At 63.1% G+C, this 25,167-nt stretch carries 32 protein-coding genes; 15 read left to right on the top strand and 17 right to left on the bottom strand.

All coding sequences use genetic code 11. From position 1 onward, the window contains the following. Positions 1-261: 261 nt before the first annotated feature. Positions 262-1,014 carry a type II restriction endonuclease gene (locus AC3ANQ_RS07860; protein WP_488304573.1) on the bottom strand — a complete coding sequence of 251 codons (753 nt, stop codon included), beginning with the start codon at positions 1,012-1,014 and terminating at the stop codon, positions 262-264. On the opposite strand from AC3ANQ_RS07860, the gene AC3ANQ_RS07855 reads away from it, so the two are divergent. Then, a complete protein-coding gene (locus AC3ANQ_RS07855; RefSeq protein ID WP_488305279.1) occupies positions 925-1,206 on the top strand; it encodes a sulfurtransferase in 282 nt (93 codons plus the stop codon). The genes AC3ANQ_RS07860 and AC3ANQ_RS07855 overlap by 90 nt on opposite strands. 112 nt (positions 1,207-1,318) lie before the next feature. Here AC3ANQ_RS07855 and AC3ANQ_RS07850 read toward each other — a convergent pair whose 3' ends face one another. After that, positions 1,319-1,879: a hypothetical protein gene (locus AC3ANQ_RS07850; RefSeq protein ID WP_488304572.1), complete on the bottom strand. Its 561-nt coding sequence runs from the start codon at positions 1,877-1,879 to the stop codon at positions 1,319-1,321. Beyond that, positions 1,876-2,793: a hypothetical protein gene (locus tag AC3ANQ_RS07845; RefSeq protein ID WP_488304571.1), complete on the bottom strand. Its 918-nt coding sequence runs from the start codon at positions 2,791-2,793 to the stop codon at positions 1,876-1,878. The genes AC3ANQ_RS07850 and AC3ANQ_RS07845 overlap by 4 nt, the downstream gene beginning before the upstream one ends. A 603-nt stretch (positions 2,794-3,396) precedes the next feature. Here AC3ANQ_RS07845 and AC3ANQ_RS07840 point away from each other — a divergent pair. Together AC3ANQ_RS07840 and AC3ANQ_RS07835 are read left to right on the top strand one after the other, a co-directional pair. After that, positions 3,397-3,882, top strand: a complete 486-nt coding sequence (locus AC3ANQ_RS07840; protein WP_488304570.1) for an RNA polymerase sigma factor — start codon at positions 3,397-3,399, stop codon at positions 3,880-3,882. Beyond that, positions 3,879-4,649, top strand: a complete 771-nt coding sequence (locus AC3ANQ_RS07835; RefSeq protein ID WP_488304569.1) for a hypothetical protein — start codon at positions 3,879-3,881, stop codon at positions 4,647-4,649. Before AC3ANQ_RS07840 ends, AC3ANQ_RS07835 begins: the two co-directional genes overlap by 4 nt. A gap of 64 nt (positions 4,650-4,713) precedes the next feature. On the opposite strand, the gene AC3ANQ_RS07830 is transcribed toward AC3ANQ_RS07835, so the two are convergent. Both AC3ANQ_RS07830 and AC3ANQ_RS07825 read right to left on the bottom strand, forming a co-directional pair. Next, positions 4,714-5,403, bottom strand: coding sequence for a recombinase family protein (locus AC3ANQ_RS07830; RefSeq protein ID WP_488304568.1), 690 nt, complete (start codon positions 5,401-5,403; stop codon positions 4,714-4,716). A 91-nt stretch (positions 5,404-5,494) separates the two neighbouring features. Continuing rightward, a complete protein-coding gene (locus AC3ANQ_RS07825) occupies positions 5,495-6,067 on the bottom strand; it encodes a recombinase family protein (protein ID WP_488304567.1) in 573 nt (190 codons plus the stop codon). A 184-nt stretch (positions 6,068-6,251) separates the two neighbouring features. Between AC3ANQ_RS07825 and AC3ANQ_RS07820 the strand changes: the two genes are divergently transcribed. Continuing rightward, on the top strand, positions 6,252-6,998 hold the full coding sequence (locus AC3ANQ_RS07820) for a nucleoside phosphorylase (protein ID WP_488304566.1): 747 nt from the start codon (positions 6,252-6,254) through the stop codon (positions 6,996-6,998). 57 nt (positions 6,999-7,055) lie between these two features. Here AC3ANQ_RS07820 and AC3ANQ_RS07815 read toward each other — a convergent pair whose 3' ends face one another. After that, positions 7,056-7,592: an adenylyl-sulfate kinase gene (locus tag AC3ANQ_RS07815; protein ID WP_488304565.1), complete on the bottom strand. Its 537-nt coding sequence runs from the start codon at positions 7,590-7,592 to the stop codon at positions 7,056-7,058. A 196-nt stretch (positions 7,593-7,788) separates the two neighbouring features. On the opposite strand from AC3ANQ_RS07815, the gene AC3ANQ_RS07810 reads away from it, so the two are divergent. Then, complete coding sequence (locus AC3ANQ_RS07810) at positions 7,789-8,682, top strand: alpha/beta hydrolase (RefSeq protein WP_488304564.1); 894 nt, start codon at positions 7,789-7,791, stop codon at positions 8,680-8,682. 52 nt (positions 8,683-8,734) lie between these two features. Here the strand turns inward: AC3ANQ_RS07810 and AC3ANQ_RS07805 are convergent, their stop codons facing one another. The 3 genes from AC3ANQ_RS07805 to AC3ANQ_RS07795 all read right to left on the bottom strand — a co-directional run bounded on the left by AC3ANQ_RS07805 (position 8,735) and on the right by AC3ANQ_RS07795 (position 10,838). Further along, positions 8,735-9,418, bottom strand: coding sequence for an HAD family hydrolase (locus tag AC3ANQ_RS07805; RefSeq protein WP_488304563.1), 684 nt, complete (start codon positions 9,416-9,418; stop codon positions 8,735-8,737). A 149-nt stretch (positions 9,419-9,567) separates the two neighbouring features. Continuing rightward, positions 9,568-10,230 carry a hypothetical protein gene (locus tag AC3ANQ_RS07800; RefSeq protein WP_488304562.1) on the bottom strand — a complete coding sequence of 221 codons (663 nt, stop codon included), beginning with the start codon at positions 10,228-10,230 and terminating at the stop codon, positions 9,568-9,570. Next, positions 10,227-10,838 (bottom strand): RNA polymerase sigma factor, encoded by a 612-nt coding sequence (locus AC3ANQ_RS07795; RefSeq protein ID WP_488304561.1) that lies wholly within the window; start codon positions 10,836-10,838, stop codon positions 10,227-10,229. The genes AC3ANQ_RS07800 and AC3ANQ_RS07795 overlap by 4 nt, the downstream gene beginning before the upstream one ends. Positions 10,839-11,044: 206 nt before the next feature. Between AC3ANQ_RS07795 and AC3ANQ_RS07790 the strand changes: the two genes are divergently transcribed. After that, a complete protein-coding gene (locus AC3ANQ_RS07790) occupies positions 11,045-12,214 on the top strand; it encodes an IS30 family transposase (RefSeq protein ID WP_488302931.1) in 1,170 nt (389 codons plus the stop codon). Positions 12,215-12,694: 480 nt separating this feature from the next. Here AC3ANQ_RS07790 and AC3ANQ_RS07785 read toward each other — a convergent pair whose 3' ends face one another. Beyond that, entirely contained in the window at positions 12,695-13,294 is a 600-nt protein-coding gene (locus AC3ANQ_RS07785) for a TetR/AcrR family transcriptional regulator (protein ID WP_488304560.1), read from the bottom strand. 126 nt (positions 13,295-13,420) lie between these two features. On the opposite strand from AC3ANQ_RS07785, the gene AC3ANQ_RS07780 reads away from it, so the two are divergent. From AC3ANQ_RS07780 to AC3ANQ_RS07770, 3 genes are all read left to right on the top strand, one after another. Then, on the top strand, positions 13,421-14,155 hold the full coding sequence (locus AC3ANQ_RS07780; protein WP_488304559.1) for an SDR family NAD(P)-dependent oxidoreductase: 735 nt from the start codon (positions 13,421-13,423) through the stop codon (positions 14,153-14,155). 123 nt (positions 14,156-14,278) lie between these two features. Continuing rightward, a complete protein-coding gene (locus AC3ANQ_RS07775; protein ID WP_488304558.1) occupies positions 14,279-14,902 on the top strand; it encodes an NADPH-dependent F420 reductase in 624 nt (207 codons plus the stop codon). Positions 14,903-15,061: 159 nt separating this feature from the next. Then, a complete protein-coding gene (locus AC3ANQ_RS07770) occupies positions 15,062-15,364 on the top strand; it encodes a hypothetical protein (protein WP_488304557.1) in 303 nt (100 codons plus the stop codon). Positions 15,365-15,388: 24 nt separating this feature from the next. On the opposite strand, the gene AC3ANQ_RS07765 is transcribed toward AC3ANQ_RS07770, so the two are convergent. Continuing rightward, positions 15,389-16,327 carry a LysR family transcriptional regulator gene (locus AC3ANQ_RS07765; protein ID WP_488302483.1) on the bottom strand — a complete coding sequence of 313 codons (939 nt, stop codon included), beginning with the start codon at positions 16,325-16,327 and terminating at the stop codon, positions 15,389-15,391. A gap of 113 nt (positions 16,328-16,440) precedes the next feature. On the opposite strand from AC3ANQ_RS07765, the gene AC3ANQ_RS07760 reads away from it, so the two are divergent. From AC3ANQ_RS07760 to AC3ANQ_RS07750, 3 genes are all read left to right on the top strand, one after another. Beyond that, positions 16,441-17,598, top strand: coding sequence for a PrpF domain-containing protein (locus tag AC3ANQ_RS07760; RefSeq protein ID WP_488304556.1), 1,158 nt, complete (start codon positions 16,441-16,443; stop codon positions 17,596-17,598). 57 nt (positions 17,599-17,655) lie between these two features. After that, positions 17,656-18,966, top strand: a complete 1,311-nt coding sequence (gene dctA, locus AC3ANQ_RS07755) for a C4-dicarboxylate transporter DctA (RefSeq protein ID WP_488304555.1) — start codon at positions 17,656-17,658, stop codon at positions 18,964-18,966. Between the two features lie 283 nt (positions 18,967-19,249). Next, positions 19,250-19,528: a hypothetical protein gene (locus tag AC3ANQ_RS07750; protein ID WP_488304554.1), complete on the top strand. Its 279-nt coding sequence runs from the start codon at positions 19,250-19,252 to the stop codon at positions 19,526-19,528. Between the two features lie 244 nt (positions 19,529-19,772). Here AC3ANQ_RS07750 and AC3ANQ_RS07745 read toward each other — a convergent pair whose 3' ends face one another. Beyond that, entirely contained in the window at positions 19,773-20,150 is a 378-nt protein-coding gene (locus AC3ANQ_RS07745; RefSeq protein ID WP_028275079.1) for a hypothetical protein, read from the bottom strand. 811 nt (positions 20,151-20,961) lie between these two features. On the opposite strand from AC3ANQ_RS07745, the gene AC3ANQ_RS07740 reads away from it, so the two are divergent. Then, positions 20,962-21,450, top strand: a complete 489-nt coding sequence (locus tag AC3ANQ_RS07740) for a hypothetical protein (RefSeq protein WP_488304553.1) — start codon at positions 20,962-20,964, stop codon at positions 21,448-21,450. Positions 21,451-21,509: 59 nt separating this feature from the next. Here the strand turns inward: AC3ANQ_RS07740 and AC3ANQ_RS07735 are convergent, their stop codons facing one another. From AC3ANQ_RS07735 to AC3ANQ_RS07725, 3 genes are read right to left on the bottom strand one after another with little or no spacing between them, the layout of a single operon-like run. Then, positions 21,510-22,262, bottom strand: a complete 753-nt coding sequence (locus AC3ANQ_RS07735) for a S1 family peptidase (protein ID WP_488304552.1) — start codon at positions 22,260-22,262, stop codon at positions 21,510-21,512. Then, on the bottom strand, positions 22,262-22,609 hold the full coding sequence (locus AC3ANQ_RS07730; RefSeq protein WP_488304551.1) for a hypothetical protein: 348 nt from the start codon (positions 22,607-22,609) through the stop codon (positions 22,262-22,264). The genes AC3ANQ_RS07735 and AC3ANQ_RS07730 overlap by 1 nt, the downstream gene beginning before the upstream one ends. A gap of 55 nt (positions 22,610-22,664) precedes the next feature. Further along, positions 22,665-22,805: a hypothetical protein gene (locus AC3ANQ_RS07725; protein ID WP_488304550.1), complete on the bottom strand. Its 141-nt coding sequence runs from the start codon at positions 22,803-22,805 to the stop codon at positions 22,665-22,667. A 149-nt stretch (positions 22,806-22,954) separates the two neighbouring features. Here AC3ANQ_RS07725 and AC3ANQ_RS07720 point away from each other — a divergent pair, with 149 nt between their 5' ends. Then, complete coding sequence (locus AC3ANQ_RS07720; RefSeq protein ID WP_488304549.1) at positions 22,955-23,518, top strand: hypothetical protein; 564 nt, start codon at positions 22,955-22,957, stop codon at positions 23,516-23,518. Here AC3ANQ_RS07720 and AC3ANQ_RS07715 read toward each other — a convergent pair. Then, positions 23,515-23,718 carry a tautomerase family protein gene (locus tag AC3ANQ_RS07715; protein WP_488304548.1) on the bottom strand — a complete coding sequence of 68 codons (204 nt, stop codon included), beginning with the start codon at positions 23,716-23,718 and terminating at the stop codon, positions 23,515-23,517. The two genes, AC3ANQ_RS07720 and AC3ANQ_RS07715, sit on opposite strands and share 4 nt — an antisense overlap. Before the next feature lie 251 nt (positions 23,719-23,969). On the opposite strand from AC3ANQ_RS07715, the gene AC3ANQ_RS07710 reads away from it, so the two are divergent. Next, positions 23,970-24,410, top strand: coding sequence for a hypothetical protein (locus AC3ANQ_RS07710; RefSeq protein WP_488304547.1), 441 nt, complete (start codon positions 23,970-23,972; stop codon positions 24,408-24,410). Here the strand turns inward: AC3ANQ_RS07710 and AC3ANQ_RS07705 are convergent. After that, the gene (locus tag AC3ANQ_RS07705) at positions 24,407-25,063 is read right to left on the bottom strand and encodes a helicase associated domain-containing protein (protein ID WP_488304546.1); all 657 of its coding nucleotides are present in this window, start codon (positions 25,061-25,063) and stop codon (positions 24,407-24,409) included. The two genes, AC3ANQ_RS07710 and AC3ANQ_RS07705, sit on opposite strands and share 4 nt — an antisense overlap. Positions 25,064-25,167: the final 104 nt, after the last annotated feature.

Here is a 25,167-nt window from a genome sequence, read left to right as displayed (position 1 = left end):
AGTCCTACCCATCGATCCTCGACTTTCACGATACCCCTTCACAAAAGCTGAAGTTGAATCAAAACGCCGATGATCACCTGAAGGAACGGGAACGCCCTCGTACTGGGCGGAACGGACCCTCGCGTCCCCGCCAAGGAACCCCGGAACACGAGGGTTATCTCTTAACCCCCGCCGCGTCGTTGACTGTGACGAACTCGTATTTCTCGGCCGTGGTGCTGCTTCCTTCTGTGTCGCGGGGCGAGTGCTTCGGGCAGTGCGGTGTCAGAAGAGGTGATCCACCGTGACCGGCGCCCGTTGTTCCCGTTGTTTGATTTCGTTCATGAAGTCATCGAGGCCCATCAGCCATTGCTGTTGGGTTTCGGTGAAGCCAGGGCCATGCAGTTGCTTCGGGATCACCAGCTGGAGTCGTTCGGCTCTCATCTCGGCTGTCTGGTCCTCGGAAATGGCCGGTTGAAGCGTCAGCAGGTGCTTGTCTGGGATGCGGTCAGCCTCGTTGAGTACCTGCCGCCACCGGTCTTTCAGGGTCGTCTTGGATCCGAGCATGGTCAGCAACGCGGGCGGGAACCGCGGATCGTCGTAGTCCCGTTTGGAGGGGAAGAGGAAGTCAGGTTCCTTTTTGCCCTCCGTTTTGGCCTTCTTCACGAACCGGACTCCGTGGGCGGTGAACACGGCTGCGATGTGTTCTTCCAGCGACAGCCCGGCACGGGACTTCCTGCGGTTATGCACGGAGAGGGACAGCTTCAGGAATGCGTCGACGTCCACGTTGCCGTCCGGGCCAAGGAAGCCGTTGGAAATGCTTTCGCTTATCCGGTGTTTTTCGAGTGTCCGGAAGAGCCGGTGTTCCATGCCGACCCAGCTCATGAGCGTGCCGTCAGGGTCTGTAACGGGGTCGGCGTCCTTGACCATTGATCGGGCACCGGCCACATCCCGACGGCCGTCCACCGGCCGTTCGGCGATCTCTACGACCAGAAAGGCGCATACCTCCCGATCGACGAGCTGCGCCAGGCGATGCACGTGCCCGAGCTCGAGGAAGAAGACGAGCTAATCACCTACTGCACCGTCGGGGGCCGCGCGGCCACCGCGTGGTACGTCCTCACCGAAATTCTCGGACGCGAGCGTGTCCGGGTCTACGACGGATCCTGGGCCGAATGGGGCCTTCGCCCGGACACCCCGGTCGAGACCCCGCCCATCACCGCACACATGTAAGAAGGGCAATGCCTGACCTCCTCCGCGCGAGTATCGACACGCCCGATGAAGTTCGCCCTTCCCTAGCCCGTGAGCGAGGGCCCCGCGTTGACTCATAGAACGGTCGGGGCGGTCATTTCGGGAAGAGCTGCGCGTTGATCGAGGCCGACGCCACAACGCCTTCGAGGCTTGCCTGTGACGCGCTCCAGCTCGAGGAAGGGGCCTCCAGGGTCATCAGATATGCCTCGTTAGGAGCGACCGTGATCGACACGATCTCGACGGTTTCACCCTCGGCGGGCGTGGCCGCCGTCGTGAAGCGCAGCACCGGGACCTGGTCGTACTGGCCGAAGGTCTGCTGGGTGGCTGTCGGGGCGAACAGCGCCCCCTTGTCGAGGTTGGCGATCAGCGTGTCGGCCGTGGGCGCCGCCGTGTTCGGCACCGCGGTCAGCCTCGGCCCGGCCGGGGTCTGGGCGGTCAGGTCAGCTTCCGTGCCGGCCAGCACGATCCCGCCGGGAGCGGGCAGTACCCGGTTCGCCCACCCCGCCGGCGGGGTCAGGGTGAGCCCGGCGCTGTGGGGCGGCTGTGGCGGCGGCGTCACCTGGGAAGAGTTCGGGGAGCTGGGTCCGGGCCCCACGCAGGCGGCGAGTGCCACTGACGTTGCCGCAAAGGCGAGAAAGACCCGGCGCGGCGTCACGACGGCGCTCCTTTGGTGACCTTGAAGTCCCGTACCGCGAGGAAGATCATCAGGCGGTTGGCCGCCAGCAGCGCTGATGCACGGTCGGCAGGATCCGGGTCGGTGACCGCGTGGTAGGCCAGGCGCAGGATGATGGGCATGCAGGCCCGGACGCCCGGGAACGTGGGTTTCCCATCCGAGCCGTCCTGCGACTCCAGCACCCCGGCATGGAAGACCACGTTTTGGACGTCGGTGGTGACGAACTTCGGGAAGAGCTTTTGGAAGTCAACCAGCATCGCTGTGCCGCCGATGGTGCCCAGATTTCCCACAGTAGGATCCGTGCCGCCGTTCAGGGCGTAGCTCAGGGCGTCGAGGATGGCCTTCTCTGCCTGGGCCTCGGTCAGGGTGGACGTGGGCGAACTGGTGGGCGTCGCGGTGGCTCCGCTGCAGTCCTTGGTCGGACCACCGGTAGCGGTCCACGTGACCTTGTTGGCGGGAGTGGTGACGTCGTGGCCCCCTCCGGTCAGCGTCCCGGCCGAGATGGTGGCATAGTACTCGCCTTCGAGGGTGGAACCGTCCGCACGCTGGGCGTTCCACACCACGATGACGTCGACTTGGTCGCCGGTGACGTTGCCGGTGAAGTTCCCGCTGAGGCCGAGGCCGTCTCCAGCGGTGCCGCTCACCTGGTTGCCGTTCTGTTGGAAGTTGAACGTCAGGACCCGGTAGCCGCTCTGGATCGTCGTCCAGGTACCGCTGATGTCCCAGCAGGGCGTGGCCGCAACAACCGGGGAAGCGGTACTGAGGCAGCACAGCAGGAGGGTCAGCACCGCCAAGGCGGCGAAGACCTTCGGGGCGGCTCGACCTGAATCTCGTGACGAGACGTGGAGGGGAGCTGGTGAGGTTCCTGCCATTGCGTCGGCCTTTCCGACGGTCATCCGGCGAGGATGTCGGATTCCCTGGCGTCAAGCTACATCAGTCGACGTCAGGAAATCAATCACTTTCGCGAGCACTAGCGTGAGTCTTGTCGCGTAGTGCCTCACGTTACTTTTCCCCGAGGAATTCCAGTGAGGCAACATGGCCTTAGCGTGACTGACGACGCCGATTCTACCCAACCCCCAATCTCCGGGCGGAGAGACGCCCGCGGAGGTGCGACCTTTGCGGCAGCGACCCGCACCGGCGGAATACCCAACGTCATCTGGATGGGCGCGGCGCCGACAGGCTCGTCGAGCAGCTCGTTGATCGAGGTCTGCCCTTCCAGTACCAATTCCCGGTCGCTGCCCACCCCGCCAATTTACGGGCATTGGGCGGCTGCGTACGGGGAGGACACGGTCGCAAGACACGACGGTCTTCCGACCTGGAACGGGCACATGGCCCTGGCCGTGCCGTGGGGGGTCTCGAAATGCCATGACGGTAGGCGCGGCAGTTGGTTTCAACGATCTCTAAGCGATAGCGTAGTTGTCGTTATTTGCCCCTGAACACCTCCGCGACGCAATGCGCCCCTCCCGGTGGCCCGTCCGCCGACTGAAGGACCTGCTCCCGTGACCGACGTCTTGACCGATGAATCGCTACTTGCGCTTCAGGGCCAGGAAGCTGATCTATTCAGCCTCATCTACGGGTGCCTGGCGGGCCAGGTTTTGGGGTACTTCACCGTCAACGGGGTCTTGGAACCGGAAGCGGCTACGCAAGATGTTTTCACTTCAGTGCTTCCCAAGATAGGCGCCGGAAGCGATGCAGAAAGCATACGAACGATGGTCTTTTCCACGGCCTACGCCCGGACAGTCGATTCACGCCAGCAAGGCGCCGACGATCTGGCGAGCCACTCCCCCAGTAACTTCCCGACGCCGCTGAGGCACCTAGACGGGGAGCAGCGAGATGTCTTGTCGCTTCGGATCATTGCCGGTCTAACCGTCGACCAGGTCGCAGGAATAATGGGCCAAAGCCAAGGAGCGGTGAAGCAATTGCAGCGACGGGCCTTGCATGCCCTCCGCAGGCGGCCGGCAGTATGGGAACATGTATCCTCGTGAGCTTTAGCAACGCACGGCGAGATGTCATCGCCGAATTGATGGCGGACGCCGGCCTGGAGGGCGATGAGGATCTTCAGGCTTCCCTGGAGGCAGTTGGCTCTCTTGCCACCCTCCCCGCACCCGCACCGAACCCCGCTGTCGCTGCCTCGCTTGGCCGGTCAACGGCTCCCACGGATGAACTCATGGTCCGTCGCGAACTCAGCCAGAGCCGTTTTGCCCGTCGTCCCGTAGTCATGGGCGCATCAGTACTCGCTGCCATTGGCTTAGGGCTGAGCGGTGTTGGCGCGGCAGCAGCTGGCGTCCTGGGTACCGGGGCGTCAGACATCGTGCACGGGTTCATTCACGACTCACCGCCTTCGGCGAAGGTGACTTCTCCCCCGCCCTCGCCGACTTTGCCTGCCACCCCATCTGGCACCGGAGCAACTTCGTTTCCGCCCTTGGGGGCGCTTCCCACTCCCCCGCCGTCTGAGTTGGCACTGCCCGTCGCCCCGGCGTCGCCCGCCCCACAAATTCAGAAGCCGCCGCCCACATCGAAATCAGCCGATGACGCTGAAAAACATGAATCCTCGGATACAGTACCTAATCCGCCTTCTGGCCAGGATGACAAAAAAGGCAATGGCAAGGGCGATGGCGCGCTCAAGTCGAACGATCAAGCACAACCGGCTCGGGGCGACGAGTCCGCTAAAGGCGACAACGGCAAACACCTAGGCTGGAAGACTGACAGGCAGTCCTCCGAAAAGCAGAAGGCACAGAACCGCGGGCATTAGCGCCTGGTCGCCGAGATCGTCCTGGGCGGCCAGTCTTCCCTGAATCTGACCCACTCGGACGCCGCTAACCCATGCCAGGTCGGGCCGGCAAGGTATCCCTGTTCACGTAACGGGACCTGCCCCCTGACCGCTTCGGGTTGACCGCGCCCTTCGGTGCAGGGTCGCCATCGTAAGTCTTCATGTACCGGTAGAGGGTGGCCTTTGACCAGCCCACAGTCTTGGCTGCGTGGGCCGCCGTCTTGCCTTCGGCCATGAGCCGTCGGGCGGTACTGACCCGTTCCCGGGCGACGGACTCCTCCATGGGGGCAGGACCGAACCGCACTCCCCTCTTCTGGGCGCTGATGACCCCGGCTCGGACCCTTTCGTTGATGAGTTCACGCTCGTACTCGGCCAGGGTTGCCATGATCGCCAACTGCATCCGACCTTGGATTCTGGTCGGATCCAAACGGTCCATAATGGAGTGCAGCCGGACGCCGCGGGAGGTGAAGTCGTTGACCGTGTTCAGGACATCGATGACAGATCGCCCGATCCGGTCCAGCCGCCAGAAATAGACATCGTCATCCTCACGGGCGTAATCCATGAGGGCCTTCATCCCGGGACGCTCTTTCGCCTCCTTTGCCCCGGAGAGTTCGTCGGTGAAGATCCGCTTCGGGTCCACGCCGGAGGAGATGAGCGCCTCGATCTGCATGCTGGCGTCCTGGTCACTGGTGGAGATACGGGCATTAGCTTTGCGGTTTACGCGTGTCTCGCGCACTCCAATATGGAGTCTTGGACCGGCGTGAAATTGAGGTACTAAGGGCGTGCTGAATCGTGGGCACGGTGTGACCGGCGTTATCAGGCGAGAGCTACACCTTGGACCCTGCACGCTGGATCGCGCGGTAAACGGTGGAGCGGGCGACGCCGAAGAGTTCGGCGATCTCCGTCGTGGTGTGCTTGCCGCCTCGGTGGAGGCTCACGAGGTGGCCTTCCTGCGTTTTGGAGAGCTTGGGCTGCCGGCCTCGAAGCTTGCCTTTGGCCTTCGCGACCGCCATGCCTTCGCGGGTCCGGGCTCGGATGAGGTCGGATTCGAACTCGGCGACCATGCCCAGGACGTTGAAAAGCAGTTTGCCCACAGGATCGTGCGGATCGTAGATGCTTCCGCCGACATTCAGACTTACTCCCTTGCGGGTGAGCTCGTCGGCGATGTCCCTTGCGTCCGGAAGCGAGCGGGCGAGGCGGTCGAGCTTGGTCACCACGAGCGTGTCGCCGTCACGGCACGCAGCCAGGGCCTTACCCAGTCCAGGGCGGTCGCGCTTGGTGCCGGTGAACCCGTGGTCGACATAGATCGCATCGGGGTCCACACCGGCGGCCGAGAGGGCATTGCGCTGGGCGGTGAGGTCCTGAGAGCTGGTCGAGCAACGAGCGTAGCCGATGAGCATACTTTGGACTGTAGCGTATAAGGCACCTTCACCGGGCATTAATTCGGGCAGGGTATACGGGAATCCACCGCGGGCGGAATCACGCGGATCTGAACAGGGGCTCAAGACTGCCGGGAGGCGTCCGGTGGACGACCGGCTAACGGGCAGGGCGCGCCGTCGATCGGGGCCTTGTTAGTGTGCTCATGTGACGATTCCACTCGAAGAGTTCGACGACACAGACGACTCCGTGCACCGCCCGAGACCGATCACCATCGACGGAGGCTTTCCGGATACCGCAGTCCTGTGCTTCTTCCGCGAGGCAATCGAAGAACTACGCGAGCAAGGGCGGCTCGTCCAGATCGGGAAGTTCAGTGACGAGATCGGCGGAGCCGGCATCTTCGCGACTCCTGACCGCAGCGTCGCAGCGTTCCATCCCGGCGTCGGCGGCCCGCTGAGTGCCCATTGCCTCGAGCAGGCGATCGCAAGCGGCGTGGTATCCGTTCTCGCCATCGGCGGTGCCGGAGCCCTCGTCGAGGAGTTCAGCCGTGACGACGTAATGGTCGTGGAATCAGCGGTCCGCGACGAGGGGACGTCATTCCATTACCTCCCGCCTGGCCGCCGCGTCGACTTCGATCCCAACGAGGTCCAGCGGATTGTCAGCGGGCTCGGCCAGCACGGGATCTCCGCCCGGGCGGGCATCACCTGGACCACGGACGCAGACTTCCGTGAGACCCGCGCGCGGGTCGAACGTCGTCGCGCGGAAGGGTGCGCCGCGGTGGAGATGGAAGCGGCATCGCTGGCAGCTGTGTGCCAGTTCCGCGGCGTCAAGTACGCCCACGTGCTCTACAGCGGCGACGCACTCCACGGGGAGTCCTGGTCTGAGCGGGCATGGACAACATCCACCAGACGCGGCCAGCTCCTGGAAGCAGCGATCGCACTGCGCCGGCAGTAGTCGAGCTGGCCCCGGCTCCCCGGCCCCCGGCTTCTAGTCGTCCGGTAAGGGGACCGGCTAATGGGCGGAGTCTCCTACTGCTCCAGCTGTCCATCCTGTGATGGACAGGAGATCACCAGCAATGTCCTGGACGCTGCGGTTGTCAGTAGGGCATCGATGGACCCACTGTGGCGTGAGGAGCTCAAGTTCCCTCGCCGCGGCACTGCTACGGACAAGATGATCCTGGAGGTCGCTCCCCTGAATGCGCCCGCGCAGCCGAGTTGAGGATGTTGCATCAGTAGCGGTCAGCAGAACGGCAGTAATTCTGGGGTCATCTCCCATGGCGGCCGCCAATTCCTGGGAAAATCGGACGCTGACCGTGTTTGTGTAGATCATCCTCCGATATCCAAGGGCTCGATAGTTTGCCCAGATCGCGGCCAGGTTCCGCTCGGCCAGCTGATGCTCCCATGGATGAGGGAAGGCCAGATCAAGATTGTCCCCTTCAATCACGCAGTGTTTGATGTTCAGAACGGCGAGCTGCGCATGGAGTTCAAACGCCACGGAACTCTTCCCAGCGCCAGACCGACCACCGATAAAAAGAACCTCGCTCCGCATGTACACCCCTCGAGTATTGCCTAGAAGCCGCCCGAAGCAGCAGAAACGGTCGCTTACGGAACACCAATGCAAGCACTCCAGGGCAGACAAGTAGTTCTCGCAGCGCCATGTGGCTATGTGGCACGGTGCCCGTTAGCCGATCCCTCAGCGTGCGCTGCTTGTGACTGGAGCAGTGACTGGCTGAGACGATGGTCTTATGGAAGACATTTCAGGGAACCGCGAATGGGTCCGCCGGCTCCTGGGCTTGGACCCCCCTGAGCTTCACCGCCCGACGGCCGTGCGCCGTCGCCCGCTTGACCCTGTTGGTTCGATCGCCCGGGAACGGATCGAAGTGGACACGAGCGACGGCGACACCGTCCCATGCCTTCTTCTGAGCCCTGAGGCGCCCGCCGGAAGGACTGTCATCGCCGTCCACCAGCATGCCGGTGAGTTCTCGCTCGGCAAGAGTGAAGTGGCCGGTCTCTGCGGTGATCCTTCGATGGCATACGGGCTCCGGCTCGCCGAACACGGAGTCCGGGTGCTCATCCCCGACCTGATCGGCTTCGAGGAGCGTCAACGGGGTTGGTCGCCCGCCGGCGCGGATGACGAGCAGCTCGATGCGCTCCTGCGCATAGCCCACGGCAGCAGCCTCCAGGCCAAGCACACCAAAGACATCGCAACTCTGACGACATGGCTGGTTGAGGAGCCCGGGATGGCCGGGATTCTGGGCATCATGGGCCATTCCCTTGGCGGTCAGGTGGCGCTCTTCAGCCTTGCCTTCGATGGGCGCCTCCTCACTGGCGTGGTGAGTTGCGGTGTGGGCACCGTTGCCTCGTTCGCATCCCACCGCATTAAGCACAATCCGGCATGGTTCGTACCTGGCCTCGCGGCGGCCGGCGACGTGCCTGCCGTCGCAAGAGCTCTCCAAGGACAGAGGGTGCTTGTCTCAGCCGGATCTTCTGATCCGTGGTTCCCTATTGACGGAGTGGGTGCCGTGGTCGCGGTCTTCGGCCCTGGAGTCTGCGACACACATCTGTTTGATGGCGGGCACGAGATCCCAGCCGAGGTGATGGAGCTTGCCTGCTCCCACTTTGTCGACGCAATCTCATGACAGCGCCTCTTGTCCAAGCGTCCGGTAAAGAATCCGTCATCGGGATGCAGAGTCACAAGGCCTTCGCTAAGGGGAGAAGTTCGTGCAGGCTTCGAATCGTAAGGTCCGGGACAGCTTTCGGCCTCGGGGCGTCTTCCCTGTTGAGCCAGACTCCGGTCCAACCTGCGGCTTGGGCTCCTGCGATGTCATTGGCCAGTGAGTCGCCGACCATGATCCGCGGTTCCCCGGGCAACAGGTCCGAAGCGATGTCGAAGATCCGGCGATCTGGTTTTTCGACGCCGTGCTCCTGTGAAAGGACGGCGGCCTGGAAGTAATCCTCCAGGCCGAGGCGTTTCGGATAGGAGTTGCCGTTGGACAAGAGCCCGACATGGTGGTTTCGTCGCAGCTCTGCGAGGACTGGCAGGACGTCCTCGTAGAGCATCACATCCGCGAAGCGACGCTGCAGGTAAAACTCGTTGAGATGGGCCGCTAGATCGTCGTCCCGCAATCGCAGGCGGGCGAGGCTCTGCCTGAAGGCCTCGAACCGCACGCTCTCGAGGTTGGTCACGCGGCCCCGCAACCGTTCCGTGGCAGCTTCCCGGTCGGTAACGAATGCCTCGACGCTCATGTCTCCTCCAGTCCCGGGCCGAAGCCTGCGGAGCTCGCCGATCGTCGCTGCCAGTGCGCGCCGCATCATCGCCCGGAAATCCCACAGCGTCTGGTCACCATCAAAGAAGAAGACTGCCACAGGGGCCATCAAAACAGACGCGTGCCTCCGGAGGGAATCGTGTCGCGGAAAGTCCCGGTGAGGATCCTTCACAGGACGTGATCTTGTGGCAGCGAAATGCCCTGTGGGCTCCTCGCATGAGTGCCGCCCCAGCCCGCCAACCATGCGAGGAGATCCTGCTATTTTTCCAGGGTGGGGATTCCGAGCCTGGCGCAGATTTCGGGTCCTCCGGGGATGACGGCCACGGTGTTGTCCACGACGCACGCGGTCAGCGGCGGTACGTAGTGGCCGAAGCGGGGGTTGGGCCCGGGCGCGATCGGGTTGCCGTACTGGTTCGTGTCAGGGAGCCCACTGCCCCGGTCCTTCCCCACAGGGGGACTGGGCACAAAACCGGCGGGGATGAGGTCGTTGGTGAGCCCGTCCGGGTTCATCAGTCCCGTGTCCCACACGCTGCTGCACTGTCTGATGGGGTCGGCGACCTGTTTCATTCCGGCGTTCTTGTCGCCCGGGTCCGGGTTGTTGTTCGCGTCGAATCCCGTCACGAAGATACCTGTGGTCATGTACGGGGGCTTTGTGGCCCCGGGCTGCGTCAGAATAGGAGGTCTGGTGGTGAGGTCGGCGTGGTAGTAGCAGCGGATGTCCCGCGTGTCGTTCACCGGGGCGAGTGCCGTGTAGATGCCAGCCGCGGTGGTGCCGAGGACTGCGGTGCCGGCGACGGCGATCACGACCGGGAGGGTAAGCCATCTGCGGGCGGGCTTCGGTTTGCGGCGTGCTTCCTGGACGAGCAGGTTCTGGACGCGGTCTTTCGTGTCCTTCGGGTAGGTGATTTCGGATAGGTTCATGACAGCCTCGCTTCAACGATCGTCGTGTCGAGTTGTTCGACGGGCTCGGGGGCTCCGTTCATCTTGGCCAGCTTGGCGCGTGCCCGGTGCAGTCTCGATTTCACGGTCCCGGTCCGTACGCCGAGGGTCTTGGCGGCTTCGTCCTGGCCGATTCCGTTCATCAGGCACAGGATCACGACGTCCCGTTCCCCGTCATTCAGCCCCGCGGTCATCTCAAGCAATTCGCGGACGTCGCGTTCTGCGTCGAGCCTTGAGGCCACCGATTCGGCATGGTCTGCTTCGTGTTCGCCGTGCCTTGGATCCGAGTGCGGCAGCCTGGCAAGGAAATCCGCGTGCCGGCGGGAAGCCCTGGCACGATTGCGGTTCGCGTTCGTCGCGACCCCGAGAAGCCACGGAAGGACCGTGTCTCTCTCCGGTCTGAGTCTGTTCCGTTGCCGCCACGCCTCCAAGAAGGTGATCGAGACGAGTTCCTCGGCGTCATGCCAGGAACCGCATCGTGACAAGCAGTACCGGAAGACCGCATCGGCGTGCCTATCGAACAGGACCCCGAATGCGTCAGCGTCGCCTGCGATGCACTCACACCACAGGTCTTTGTCGGTTTCCCCCATTAGCCTCATGCCTTGTAGTGTCCGCCGGACCCGAAAAGGTTCCCGATCCGCCAAAATAGTCTTCGCCCCCGCGGGTGCTCCCGGCCAGCCGCTCGCGCAACGGTAGCTTTGGACCCCACGGCCAAAGCTACCAACGGCCCTGGCGCAAATGGCCGGCGTCCGGTGAAGGATCCTTGGGTTCTTGCGGTGATTGCAACACTTAGCGGATGGGTGTTGTCATGTCGAGGTATTCAATTTATGTGAGACCGGATCTTCTGCAGCTGTTTTGGGCCGGGATGCAGGCCGGTGATTTCATTACTGATGCCGTTGTGCCGATCAATACGAGCAGGCGGACCGGGCGCCGGGTCCTGGCCGAGGCCGGGGGTGTCAGGCCACGCCGCGGCCGGGATCTGAAGGGCAGGTGCCTGACCTTCGACCAGCGCGAAGAGATCGCGGTGATGCGCGCCCAGGGACACTCGCTGCGCCGGATCGGGGCCCTGATCGACCGGTCTGCCTCGACTGTGTCCAGGGAGCTTCGGCGGAATTCGGTGGCCGGGTTGCCCTACCGGGCGACGTCGGCCCACGCGCTGGCGTATGAGCGGGCTTCGCGGCCGAAGCCGGCGAAACTGCACACCAACACGGTGCTGCGTGCGAAGGTGGAAGAGGACCTGAAAAAGAAGTACTCGCCTGAGCAGATCACAGGACGCCTCCAGGTTGAGTTTCCCGATGAGCCGGAGATGCGGGTGTCACCTGAGACCATTTACCAGTCCCTCTACGTTCAGTCCCGCGGAGCACTGAACCGCGATCTGGCCGCGTGTTTACGCACCGGACGTGCACTCAGGCAGCCCTGCAGGAAGGCCGGCCAGCGGAAGAACCGGATCCCCGGGATGATCAATATCTCCGAGCGTCCCCCCGAGGTTCAGGACCGTGCGGTGCCAGGGCACTGGGAAGGCGACCTCATCATCGGCAAAGGCAACCAGTCCGCGATCGGGACCCTCGTGGAGAGAACCACCAACTACACGATGCTCGTTCATCTGCCGGATGGATACAAGGCAGAACAAATGCGCGACGCCTTGGCCACTAAGATCAAGACGCTCCCCGAGGCGCTGAGGCATTCCCTCACCTGGGACCAGGGCATCGAAATGCAGGACTGGAAGAGCGTGAAAGTAGACGCCGGCATCGACATCTACTTCTGCGACCCGCACTCACCCTGGCAGCGCGGCATCAACGAAAACACGAATGGCCTGCTGCGCCAGTACTTCCCGAAAGGCACGGACCTGAGCATCCACAGCGCCGAAGACCTCGACTGGGTTGCACAGGAACTCAACGACCGGCCACGCAAAAGACTAGAGTTCAGAAAGCCGATCGAATTGATCGAAGGACTCCTGTTGCAATGACCGCCTGAATCCGCCGATCCTCTAACGGGCGGCGGGCCACATAGCGCTGCGGTTCACAGTGAGACACACATCCGCTGGACACGTCTCATGCCGAACTATCGCGCGTATCCGAGCTTCATACTGTCTCCTGGTGTCGCGGTCCGAGTTTCCTTGAGGACATTTGAGACAACAACTTGTACCGGCTTGGTGAGACATTATTGGGCTCTGAACGGCGGGATTCCGGGGGTTAAGGCAAATGACCCATCACCTATAGTTTGTGAGACGCCACCCCAGGTTGACTCGTTAAGGCCTGACACTGTGATTCGCAGCGATAAATGGCGGCCTTTTCGCAGCGCTACATGTCACCCCCATGCGCGTAAGCCGATCCTTGGGTTCTCGCGGTGGTCGCACCACTTAGCGAGTGAAGAGTGTTGTGGCGGAGTTGTCGTCGGCGTATCGGCCTGGTTTGGCGCAGCGCTTCTGGGCGGCGCTGCAGGCTGGTCAGTTCCTAAGGGAAGCGGCGGCCGGTGCCGATGCTGCGGGGATGGCGTTGTCGACGAGGACGGCGGCGATGGCGGCGGCGGCGGCGAAGGTGTCGGTGTTGAGGACCCGGCTGCGGGCCGAGGCGCCGTCCAGGAGCAGCGCCAGTTGCTCGCCGAGCCGCTCGGGGTCGTCGGCGCCGGCCTCGCGGGCCGTTTCGGTGAGCCGCGACGCAAATGCCGTTTTGTAGTCACTGGCGAGTACGCGTGCCGGGTGGCCCGGGTCGGGGATCTCGACGGCCGCCGCGATGAACGGACACAGGGGCGCGTGGATATCGAAGACGGCGAGGAGTCGCTCGCGGGGTGCCAGGTCGGTGCGGTCGAAGACTTCGGGCAGGATGTCGGGATCGAATCGGCGTAGGCACTCGGCTATCAGCTCGTCCTTGCCGGCGAAGTGCTGGTAGAGCGTCCGCTTGGACACCTGAGCCACCGCGCAGAGCTGGTCCACGCCGGTGCAGTTGATGCCTTGGTCACGGAACAGTTGTTGTGAGGTGCTGAGGATGCGCTCTCGTGCGCCTCTGCCGCTTCGCAGGCCTCGCGGCCCCTTTTCCAACTCTGTCATACACCCAGCTTAGCCCACTCGGGTACCGATCTGTGTGCATAGCTTGACGCCCCGCTCTCCCGCCCGATACGTTAAGTACGCAGATCGGTGTACTTAACATCGGCGCGGCACATGAATGGAGTAATCATGGGAAAGCTCGATGGCAAGGTTGCAGTGATCACCGGCGCGACTAGCGGGATGGCGCTGGCCGGTGCGAAGTTGTTCGTTGACGAAGGAGCCCACGTCTTCATTTCGGGCCGGCGGAAGGACGCGGTGGACGAAGCGGTCAAGCTGATCGGCCGGAACGTGACCGGCGTGCAGGCCGATTCGGCCAATCTCGATGATCTGGACCGTTTGTTCGAGACGGTCAAGCAGGAAAAGGGCGCGATCGACGTGCTATGGGCAAGTGCTGGGGGCGGGGCGCAGAGCAAGCTCGGCGAGATCACCGAGGAGCAGTTCGACGAAGCCTTCACGCTGAACGCACGCGGCACGCTGTTCACTGTCCAGAAGGCGCTGCCGTTGTTGAGCGACGGAGGTTCGATCTTTATGACCGGGTCCAACGCGTCACTCCGGGGCTACCCCGATTGGAGCGTGTATGCAGCGAGCAAGGCCGTGCTTCCCGCCTTCGCACGGGTGTGGGTTGCCGAGCTGAGGGACAGGAAGATTCGGGTGAACGTGCTGACCCCCGGCTCGGTCGCCACGCCGATGATGGGCGATGTGTTGAGCCCGGAGTTGAAGGAGATGTTCGCGTCTGTGATCCCGCGGCGCGAGATGGGCCGCCCGGAAGAGATCGCGTCGATCGCGTTGTTCCTCGCCTCGGACGCCTCGAGCTACGTCAACGGCCAGGAGCTGGTCGCCGACGGCGGCACCACAGTGATCTGAACCACGCACCAGGAATGCCACGGGCACACCCCACAACAACCCTTGTCGCCACAACGAACTGATCTCGAAACGCGCACGAATGAGAGAGGGCGACACCTCGAGAACAAGAAAAGAGCACACCTCATGAGCAGCATCACCCTAATCGGTACGGGGAACATGGCCCGTACCATCGGCACGCTCGCGGTGGCGGGCGGCAATACCGTCGAGGTCATGGGACGCGATCAGTCCAAGGCCGATGGCCTGGCCAAGGCTCTGGGCGGCGGTGCGACGGCAGGCAAGTGGGGCGCCATCCCCGCCGGGGACATTGTCATCACGGCCCTGTTGTACGACGGAGTCGTTCCGGTCGTCGCCGAGTACGGAGACGCCCTCGCGGGCAAGGTCATCGTCGACATCAGCAACCCCTTCAACGCCACGTTCGACGGACTGGCCCACAGCGAGGAGACCTCGATCGCGCAGGAAGCCGCCAAGGTGGCCCCGGCCAGCGCCAGCGTGGTGAAGGCATTCAATACCGTCTTCCGTAATGTCCTGGAGAAGGGCCGGCCCGACGTCTTCATCGCGGGCGACAATGCGCACGCCAAGACGGATCTGGCGGCATTCATCGGGAGCCTCGGCCTGCGCCCGCTGGACGTCGGCGGCCTGAAAATGGCGCACTGGCTGGAAGGAATGGGTGTGGTCACGGTAGGCCTCGCCGGCAACGGGGTCGGCCACTGGGACTTCGCCCTCGGTGCCAACGAATTCACCGGCTGAGCCCCGGGGGCCCTCGGGCCGAGCAGCCAGCGGACAGCGCGCCGTGCGCGGCTGATACAGGTCCGTTGATACAGCCGCAGGCGGTCATCGCGGCATTGCCGGTGGACGGCCGGCTGCGCATTGTCGGCCGGTCCACCGTTCTCTCCACCCGGGTAGGGCGTGAGCTGGGCCGCCAGCTCACGCCCATCGCAGGCCGGGTATCCATGGCCCGAAGAGATCAGCGAGACCTCACTGAACAGATTCAGCGAGGACAAAGGCCCCATCCATCTGACCCTGGTTGATCCGCTCGTGATCGAAGCAGTGGCCGACGTAGCCTGGTCCGGTGAGTCCTTCCGCCTGGACGGGGCGACAGGTTCATCTTTCATGATTGCTTCAGTCCACTCTGGAGCGTGTCTTGGAAATCTACAGCTTTACGAGACACCGCCTGGCCTGCCGACCGGAGTGATCAATGCTGCGGTGTGAATCGCAGCGATAAGTGGCGCGGTTTTATTCGCGGTAAATGGCATCCTGTTCCGCAGGAACGGACCCCCGACGCTTTGCTGTTGATCGAAACACCGCGGCAGCTTGTTGGGCGGCTGGGCTGAGCCTGCGGTTGGCGAGGTGGGCAAGGAGGATCCTGCGCTTGGGGGCGCCGGCAAGTGGGACGGCAACGACGTCGGCGCGGAGCGCGCTCAGGGCCAGCTGCGGGGCTAAGGCTATACCGATGCCGGCGGCGACCATGCCCTGTGTCTCCTGGTAGTCATTGGCAGCGAAGGCGATGCGCGGCTCGAAGCCGGCGTCGCGGCAGACGCGGCGGAGGACATCGGCCACGGGGTGTTCGTCGCGCACGATCCATTCCTGGTCCCTTAAGGTATCGATCCGTACGGACTGCCGCTCCGCAATGGGGTGATCGCGTTGCACGAGCAGCACTGTGGGGTCGTTCATCAGCCTGACCAGGGTCAGATTCTCATCCTCGATCTGTTGCCAGGGGTAGTCCCACAGCAGCGTCAGTTCGATGTCCCGCCGATGCAGCCGCTCCAGCAGGCCGTCCCGACGGGCGCTGATGACCGTGACTGCGACCTCCGGATGGCGGGCTCGGAATGCGAGAACGACATCTGGCATGAGGGAAGCGCCGACTGTGGGAAAGGTTCCCATCCGCAACTGGCCCCGGCGCAGCCCGGCAAACTCTGCCATTTCGGCGCGGGCGGCTTCGATCGTCCTGTCGATGTCGTCGGCGTAGCCGAGGAGGGCCTGCCCAGCCTCAGTGAGCACCACACCCCTCGGATGCCGATCGACCAGCGCAACGCCCACCTCATGTTCGAGCTTCGCTATCTGCTGCGAGACCGCTGACGTCGTAAAGGAGAGGGCCGTCGCCGCGGATGTCAGTGAACCTGAGCGGCTTACCTCGCGGAGCACGTGAAGCCGGTGAAGGTCAAGGGTTGCCATGAACACAGTTTAGCAAAACTATAGGACTATCGAGTTTCTTGTGATTGTGCTGAACCCAGTGTTCCCGGATCGTAGAGGTAGAGGCGCTGTGAAGTGCGCAACATCTATGAGACATGAAGGAGAAAACCGTGGGACTCCGAGGCCATTGGTACCGAGGCGGCACGAGTAAGTGCTGGCTCTTTAACGCCGAGGACGTAACCCCTCATGCCGTCAGCCGCGAGGAGATCCGCAGGCTGCTAGCCGATGCATTCGGCGCGGCAGATTCCCGGCAGCTTGACGGCGTTGGCGGAGGGACTTCCACGACGTCGAAGGCCGCCGTGGTCTGGGCCACACCGGGTGGGGAGGCAGATCTTGACTACCTCTTCGCCCAAGTCGGGATCGGAGACCCGACTGTGGAGCTGGGCTCCAATTGCGGTAATTGTGCCACTGCCATCGCTCTGTTCGCCGTCCAGTCGGGCATTGTTCCTCCTCGGCACGGCATCACGAGGGTCAGCATGCGCAACCTCAATACAGGAGCCGTGCTGAGCGGAACTGTCCCAACCCCGGGCGGCACCATCCCGAGGTCCGGTCTGGCCAGGGTTCCGGGCAGCAGCGCAGCAGGCGTTCCCGTCAGCCTCTCATTCCACGGCCCCTGGGGCCGGAGCGCCGGCGCCGTCTTGCCGACGGGGAACGCGGCCGAGGAGATTTCGGTAGGCGCGAGCACGCTGATGGCAACGCTGGTCGATGCCGGTGCGCCGGCGGTACTCATCCCGGCCGTCGAGGCTGGAATCGATCTGTCCTCGATGACCGGCAACCTCTCAGAGCACCTGCCCACGCTCATCGCGGTACGGGCATCGGCGGGCCTCATGATGGGGCTGCGGAAGCCTGAAGATCCTCCGCAGAACGCTGTTCCGAAGGTCGGTGTGGTGGCAGCGCCGGCGGATTACATCGCCGCGGACGGAACGAGCATCGCCGCGGACAGTCACGATCTGCGGGTTCGCATGCTGTCGATGCTTACCCCGCACCCCGCCATCGGCCTCACCTCGGCCGTAGCCGTGTCCCTCGCAGCCGCTCTGCCCGGATCCGTCGTGGCTAAACTATTACGCCCGGCCTACCCCGCCATCCCCGGAGTCCCCCGCTCGTTGCGGATCGGGACACCTGCCGGCGTGATCACCACCGAAGTCATTATTGATGACAACGGCACCGTCAGCGAGATCGCCCTCCACCGGGCGGCCCGGCACCTTGCCACCGCCGACATCGACGTCGCCCAGACTGCTGATCTGACGGCCTAGCCCCTACTCCCTTGCCCCTGTCATTATTGATGAGGCAGCACACCAGGAAGTTGTTCAATGAAGATCAAATCCATCCTCGGACACCTCTATGTCCAGGTACTCATCGGCGTCGTGCTTGGTATCCTCGTCGGCGCACTGTGGCCCGACCTCGGTTCCTCTCTTAAGCCGATCGGCGATGGCTTCGTCAAACTCGTGAAATTCATGATCGCACCGATCGTTTTCTGTACCATCGTCGGAGGCATCACCTCGCTGACCGACACGAAGAAGGTCGGTCCCACCTTAGTCCGTTCGCTTGGCCTGTTCTATGTGCTCACAGCGCTGGCCCTGGCCCTTGGACTGGCCGCGGTCATGCTGTTGCAACCGGGCGCGGGTATGCACATCGACCCGGCCCATCTCGACACGTCGGTCGCCGCCAAGTACACCAGTCAACTGCCCAGCAGCAATCCCGTGGACTTCATCCTCAGCATCATCCCCTCCACCTTCGTTGGAGCCTTCGCCGACGGTGGAGTGCTGCCCGTGTTGGTCATCGCGCTGCTGTGCGGCTTCGGCTTCAGCAAGCTCGGAGCCCCCGGCCAGCAGGCCCTGAGCGTGATCAACAGTTTCAACAAGCTGCTGTTCGTCATCTTCGGCTACATCATGAAGGTGGCTCCCCTGGGAGCCTTCGGCGCCATGGCATTCACGGTCGGTAAGTACGGAGCCCACTCCATCGGAAACCTGGGGATGCTCATCCTTGCTTTCTACGCCGCCTGCATCGTCTTCGTCGTCGTCGGCCTGGGCATCCTGGCGAAACTCACGGGTTTCAGCCTTTGGCAGATCCTGCGCTACTTCAAGGACGAATTCCTTATCGTCCTGGCTACCTCCTCCAGCGAACCCGTGCTCCCGCGCCTCCTGTCCAAGCTCGAACGGATCGGGTGCGACCGCAGTGTCGTCGGGCTCGTCGTCCCAACCGGCTACTCCTTCAACCTGACAGGTACGGCTATCTACCTCGCGCTCTCTTCGATGTTTATCGCCCAAGCCTGCGACATCCACCTCAGCTGGGACCAAATCCTGCTCATGCTTGGAATGATGCTCCTGACCTCCAAGGGCGCGGCCGGCGTGACCGGTAGTGGTTTCGTGGCCCTGGTCGCAACGCTAACGGTCATGCCGACCCTGCCTGTCGCGGGTGTGGCCCTGATCGTTGGAATCGACCGCTTCATGAGCGAGGCGCGTGCCCTGACCAGCACCGTCTGCAACATCGTCTCCTGCGTTGCAGTGGCCAAGTGGCAGGGGGCGCTCGACACCGAGAAACTCCGTGCCGAGCTCCAGGCAGGCTTCGTGCCCTCAGAAGTGGACAAGGTCCAGCTGCCTGCACCGGCTATCGCCCTCTGAGCAGCTGACCCCGACACGGACTCCCGTCGAGGTCGTCCGCTCTTAAGATGCTCCGGCGCACCGGCTGAACCATGCCGGTCGAGCCAAGGAGAGTATGCCCACAAGCTGCCGGCCCTTCCGGTGGACGTGTGCCCCCATCGCATTCCCATCGCAACAGGAAGCCCGAAGTACGGGCGCGGTGGAAGGGTACACAGGCAGAAGGAGGCAGGTGGACCTAAGGTCCACCTGCCTCCTTCACCACCCCCTGTCCAATCCACCAATTAGCCTTAGCAAAGGACTGGCCGTGACAACCCACCGGCACCGCGCTCATCCCGATGGCAGGAAACCTCAACGGGAAGCCATAACCAACTGGTCTTCACTTTCAAGGGCGGACGAAGTCGAAATCTACAAGGACAGCGAATTCATGGCCGCCGGACGCATCGACATGCTCGCAATGGACGCCAGCGTGCTTTGGCTCCACAAAGTCACTGGCAACGACAGGTCCTTGTTCCTGCGCAGCGATGGTCTACGGGTGTACCGCTTAAGCGGACGACCCAAAAACCTGTCCCGCCTGCTGAGCTGATTGCACCCTGGTTCATGATCTGTCTTATGAACGACCGTTCATGAGACTGCGGCTGAAGGCTGATTGCAGTGTGGAGTTGGTCGCTCAGTGGCGGCGTTTTTTGGTCGCTCGGTGTCGCAACAGTGCCCGTAAGGCGAGCACTTATTCCCAACACATCGCAGCCGCACGTGAGCAGAGGCGCATCTCATGACCGCCGACACGAAACGCCGAGGCTAGTCGACGCACCGGATCGCGTCGCAGACGTTCACGGCTGGGCGTGACGCTCCAACGCGTCCAGAGTCGTCTCGGGCGATGTGTTGAAGCAGAAGGTGATTCCGGGCGATTCCGCATTGCACACGTTGATGATCCGTTCGAAGAGCTCGGTGTACTCCGGGATCATCCTGATGCCGCCCCCGATCATCACGAGGCCGAAACGATCACGACCGAACGCCGAGCGAATCTCTGCTTCGGCCTCGTCCGGGGAGGTGCCGATCAGGCAGTTGACGGCGTCGAAGCCGGCGGCCGTAGTGGCCCCGAACCCCGCTTCGATCCGTTCGGTCATCGTGGCCTCGTCGAGGCCAGGAGGCAGCTTGCTATAGTCGAGGGCTCGCGCGTGGATGCCGATCATGAGGATTCGAGTCATGGGCCTCATTGTGGCATGCACGCCTCACCAACGAATTAGCCAAACCGCACCACCAATCAGGCGGGCCCGCTGGATCCTTGCTGGACCCGCCCCGCCCCAGATGAGGCCCGTTAGCCGGTCCTCCACCGGTCGCGACGGCATCATCCGGTGCACTCCTTAAAAAGCCCGCCGTATGATTCTCGTCACAAACTATCGCGGCTCCTTGTCTGCTGTTGCCGGACTCTCAACGATTGGCATCGGGTAGCTGCTACGCGTTTTTCTTCGCGTGTATGGCGCCCTCTCCGTGGTCATCGGTGCCCTCTTCGTGGCAGTGTCCGTTTTTGTCCTGGTTTTCGTGCGCCCGTTATGACATCTCGCAGCAAAGCCTAGAAGGAACGCGGCAAGGCCAATCAACCCGATGGCAAACGGAAAGACCGCTTTCGCCACGTCGACCGGGAGCGCAAGTGAGCCCAAGACTGTGACCAGAACGGTGCCAAAACACGTCACCCAGGCCACACGCAGAGGCAATGGGAGCGACCCCAGTTCCTTGAGAGTTCTCCCCAATGCCCACCCCTCCGTCGATTGCTGCTGACCAAAGAGTGAGTGCTCCCATCCTGCCGCGACAGAGTTCCGGCCGGACCGCCCCTTTTACTTGTGTGAGGGAGGGGCACCGCGACGAACGAACATTCGTGTGAGCGTGCGAAATCATTTCTGCTGGCGTCGCCAACGCCAGGGTCCTTGACCAGCGACGTTCCGTAGCAGACGATGTTCGCATCGTGCTGCGTTGGCGCTCACCCCGAGCTGCTCCAAGTGGCAGCTATCAGGGGGCAGCATGGCAAACGTGACAGTCGATCCGGACATCTTTGACAGTCAGGGCGAGCGATGTGAGGAAATTTTCGATGGTTGGGAGGGACCTTCGCCGTTCTTCCTGGTCGTCTCGGACGAAACGGACAAGGCGGCCGAGGCGCTCCATGTTGCCATAGGGCGGTGCATGCGCGTTGACGGCAATGGCAGCGAGCTGACCGCCACCGAGATGGCAAGCACCGGGGAATACACCGCAAATTACTGCTCCCCTGTCTACCTCACGGCCAGAGGCCCAATGGCGTACCTGGACACGAAGGGCGAGCTGCCACGGGCCATGGCCGAGACAATGCTTCGAATCCTCGTTGAGGAAGTCGAGGCGCGGGGCATTACCGCCTATCTGACCACTCCTCCGCTGGGCTCCGAGTCAACGGACGGCTGTCCGGAATGGGAAGACTCTGAGGCGGGACTCGCAAGACTGGCTTTCGAAAGAGCCAACGTTGACCCGATCTGGCCCTGACTCGCATTTTGCTGCACTCGCCGCCGAGGTGCCAGAAGACCGTTGGCCTCTCTCAGTTCCTAGAGGGCGCCATCGCACGCGGCGGAACGCGAGTAGCTACCGGGGTTGCTTAGCACCTGTCGCAGGATCTCGACGGGTACGGCGTATTTGCTGCCGTCGAGTGCGTAGGCGACCCCGACGAGCTGGCCACTGTCGTTGATGACCGGGCTTCCGGAACTGCCGTGTTCGATCGGGGCGTCGTTGACCAGCATCGGCAGAGCTGACCAGCCGACAGGGTCAGGGGCGTAGCCGAGGACTTTTCCGTGCGTGGTTGTCAGGGGCCCGCCGAGCGGGAAGCCGACAACGGTGACCTTGGTGCCAGCGCCCGGGTTCGCTGGCGCCAAGCGGATGGTGGCCGGGAGTGCTTCCTTGGTCCATACCAGGGCCAGGTCGGCGATGACGACCGCCCCGGTGGTGGCGACGTCGATGTCGTGCCCGTCATAGGTGCTGACTTGCAGAAGGGACGCGCCGCCGATCACATGGCGGTTTGTCACGAAGACATGATCCGAGATGGCAAAGCCGGACCCGCTGGACACTCCCCCGCATCCGAGATTGCGCACCCGCAATGCCGCCCGCTCATAGTCGGTGAACCCTGCCGGTGCTACGGATTCAGCGGTGCGTGCCGGCAGAGCGGTGCTCGCGCCGTTTCCCGGCTGGCTGCTTGACACTGCGCCCGGGCCGGGCGGTGGAGGGGTCAGCCCGCATCCGGCCAATCCGAGGCAGAAGAACACCGCGCAGCCGAGTGCCGCAACCCGGGACATCCTCGCTGGCATCAGCTTGTCAGCTTCTTGGAGAGCGCGTCGCTGTCCGCACGGGCCTTATTGCAGTCGGTGTCCGCCTGGCGGGCCGAGTTCAAGGCTGCGTAGTCACTCGGCCGGTAATTGGCCAGGTAAGAGCTGAAGATCTGCTGGTCTTTGATGCAGGTGTCCATTTCCCGGGTAACCTTCTGCGACATCGCGAGGAATGTGGCAAGGAGTGCAGCCTGGTCTCCGGCCTGGGCCTTCTCGTTCGACAGGGACCTTATTCGATCCGATGCGGTGTTGTATTGGGTGGTCATGTCGCCGAGCTTTGTTTGCAGATCTCCGGCCTGCGTTTTGAGATCGTCGCGCTCCTTCGTCATGGCAGCAAGATCCCGGGCGGACTGGGTGGCGGTAGTCCGCCACTCCTGCGCGGAGTTATTGGAATAAGACGAAGCCCGCGGCCAGGCCTCCGGCGATGAGTACCAGGACGATCGTCAAGACGATGAAGGGCCAGATCCGGACGGGCCGGCGGAGGTCCGGTGCCGGGTGAACCGGCCACTCGTGCAGCTCGTCCAATGTTGACCCTTTTCATCCTGATTCGCTCTGGGCATAGGCTACACCGGGCGGAGCACTATTTCCCCTGCGAGGCACGGCGACATGCAGGGTAGACTCCCGGTTGGGGGCGCCGCGGGGACGCCCTCCGCCGCACGCGAGGGGGACGCCACATGGGCCAAGAAGTAACGCCGCAGACCGACGAGTCCGAAGTAGAGCGGCTCTATGTGCGGCCATCGCAGACAGCAGACGTGCCCGTTCTTACCCGCCACGGTGCGATGAGGTCACGGCATTGGCGCTTCTGGTTGGGGCTCTTCGAGTTGCTCTCGGGATTGCTCACCGGTCTGGTCACCGTCACGAGCGCCGCGACGGGTATCGGACACTTACGGGATATGGCGGGTTCAGGGGTTGAACCCCCGGCAGAGTGGATCGCCTACTTTTTCGCCGTTACCTTGGGCTTCGGCGCGGTATCCGTCTCGGGCATGGTGATAGGTATCTGGAACCTCGCCACCCTGAGAAGAACAGCCCGATCACCATTGATCGCTGCCATTGTGGTCTCCGCGGCGTCAATCGTGCTGACAATGTTCTTCATTGACGGGCCCCTGTTTGATCCGGTGAAAATCGTATGGGCCGCGCTGCACGCTGTAGTCAGCCTCTGGACTGTCGGGATCCTACGACTCAAGAAAGTCCCGGCCACGTCGCCCCTGGTCGATGAAGCGGTCCCCGCCGAAGGTTAGACTGCTTCGTCTTGCCCTGAATCAGCGAGGGTCACTCCAGCCACTGACCAGTTTTCTCGTGGCACCTCTTGGAGAACAACCCGGATTGTGTCCGGCCGGATCCCCATCACTTCGGCGTAAGTCGCAGTCAGGGCTGCCAGCAACTCACGCTTCTTCTCGGTAGAAGCCGGTGAAGCGTTCAAAACCTGAATGACGGGCATTTGTCGATTGTGCCATGGGGCTCAGGAGACCGACCGGTCATCCTTCTAGCGCGGTTACCGGCTCGGGATTCCGGGAACGGTCGCACCGGGGCAATCCACGCGGGCGCTTCGTGAACCGGTGTCGGTATCCTGCCCGGCGGACCTTCAGAACGGGGGCAGAGCGAACTCCATGCGCTGCATGGATAACCTCCCGCGGGCATTAACATCAGATGGGGATGATTTTCACTTGGGGATGAAATCGGAGAGCAACAATGTGGAGCCTAATCGGAGACGAACTGACCGGTACCTATGGTTGGTGGAACGACCGGATATATGAGCTTATCGACGCCACCGACGACGAGGTGACGCTTGTCATGAGCGCTGAAGCGGAGCCGGCACCTGATTGGTCCCGCCGTAGCCGTGACGTGTACTGGGCCGAAGGTCGCCGCTGGCAGCTACGTGTCCCGAGGAAAGAGGTCACGGGCGTCCGCTCCGTTCTTGTCGAGACTCCAATCGGAGGGAAGGTCTTCACGGTCCACGCCCAAAGCGAAGACGGGCGCTGGGCGCTGAGCATGGCCGGTGCCCTTGAGACGGATCTGGCCCGCCGGCTGGGCCTTGAGCAGGACGGTGACGTCTGGGCCGGATGGGCCCCCGCCAACGAGGTCGTGGATTTCATACGCACCCCGTCGGCGGGGACACCCACCCCTGCCTAAGGGTTCCATCCCGGTAGACGCTGGTCCAGCAGTTCGCGGGCGTGGTCCGGCAGTCTGCCGTCTCGTGCTGCCCGGCGGAGGGTGTGCAACCAGAGTCCGAGGGCCCGTTCATCCGGGTCGGTTCGCGTCATGTAGGTCGGCCAGCGCTTGTGTCGGGCCCGGAAAGTGGCCGTGGCGTGCACCCTCTCCGGGAAGCTCAGCTCGTCGCGCTTGGCCCTCCGGTTCGAGTCCCATTCCCCTATTGCATCGAGTGCGGCACGCTCTCGCGTGCTCAGGGTTCCTTTGCTGACCTTGCCGCGCTGGGCGTGGAGCCAGCGGCCCAGGGACGTTTCTTCCTGGTCGCCGCCACGCTGTCGGGGCATCTTGCCATGCTGCTGTACGAAGAGCCTCAGCTGCTCGAGGCGTCCCGTCCACCCAGATTTCAGCCCCGGTAACGGCGCAGCGTATGCCTGGACTTCGCTTGCAGCCCCTAACCGGTTGGCTAGGTGGTCGTCTTCCAGGGTCTCATCGCGGCTCTTCACGTCCGCTATGGCGCGAAGGATTGCCATAATATCGTCGTTCTCGCATAGCTGTGCGATCCCTGCGCACGTAACGCCTTCACGGTACAACCGGATCCATTCCTCCAAAGTGCACTCCTTGGTCTCCTGGTTCATTCACTCACCTCTGGTCTTGTAACACCGTCTGCTCTCAGACGGGCGGCGGCCCTTTGGCCTCAACAACGAATCGTCGCTTGTGGAGCGGTTCAACCGCATCGTAT

Source organism: Arthrobacter sp. DMZ02-1R, assembly GCF_057747935.1.
The sequence above is the reverse complement of the archived record's forward strand: the minus strand, read 5'-3'. Positions and strand labels throughout refer to the sequence as shown.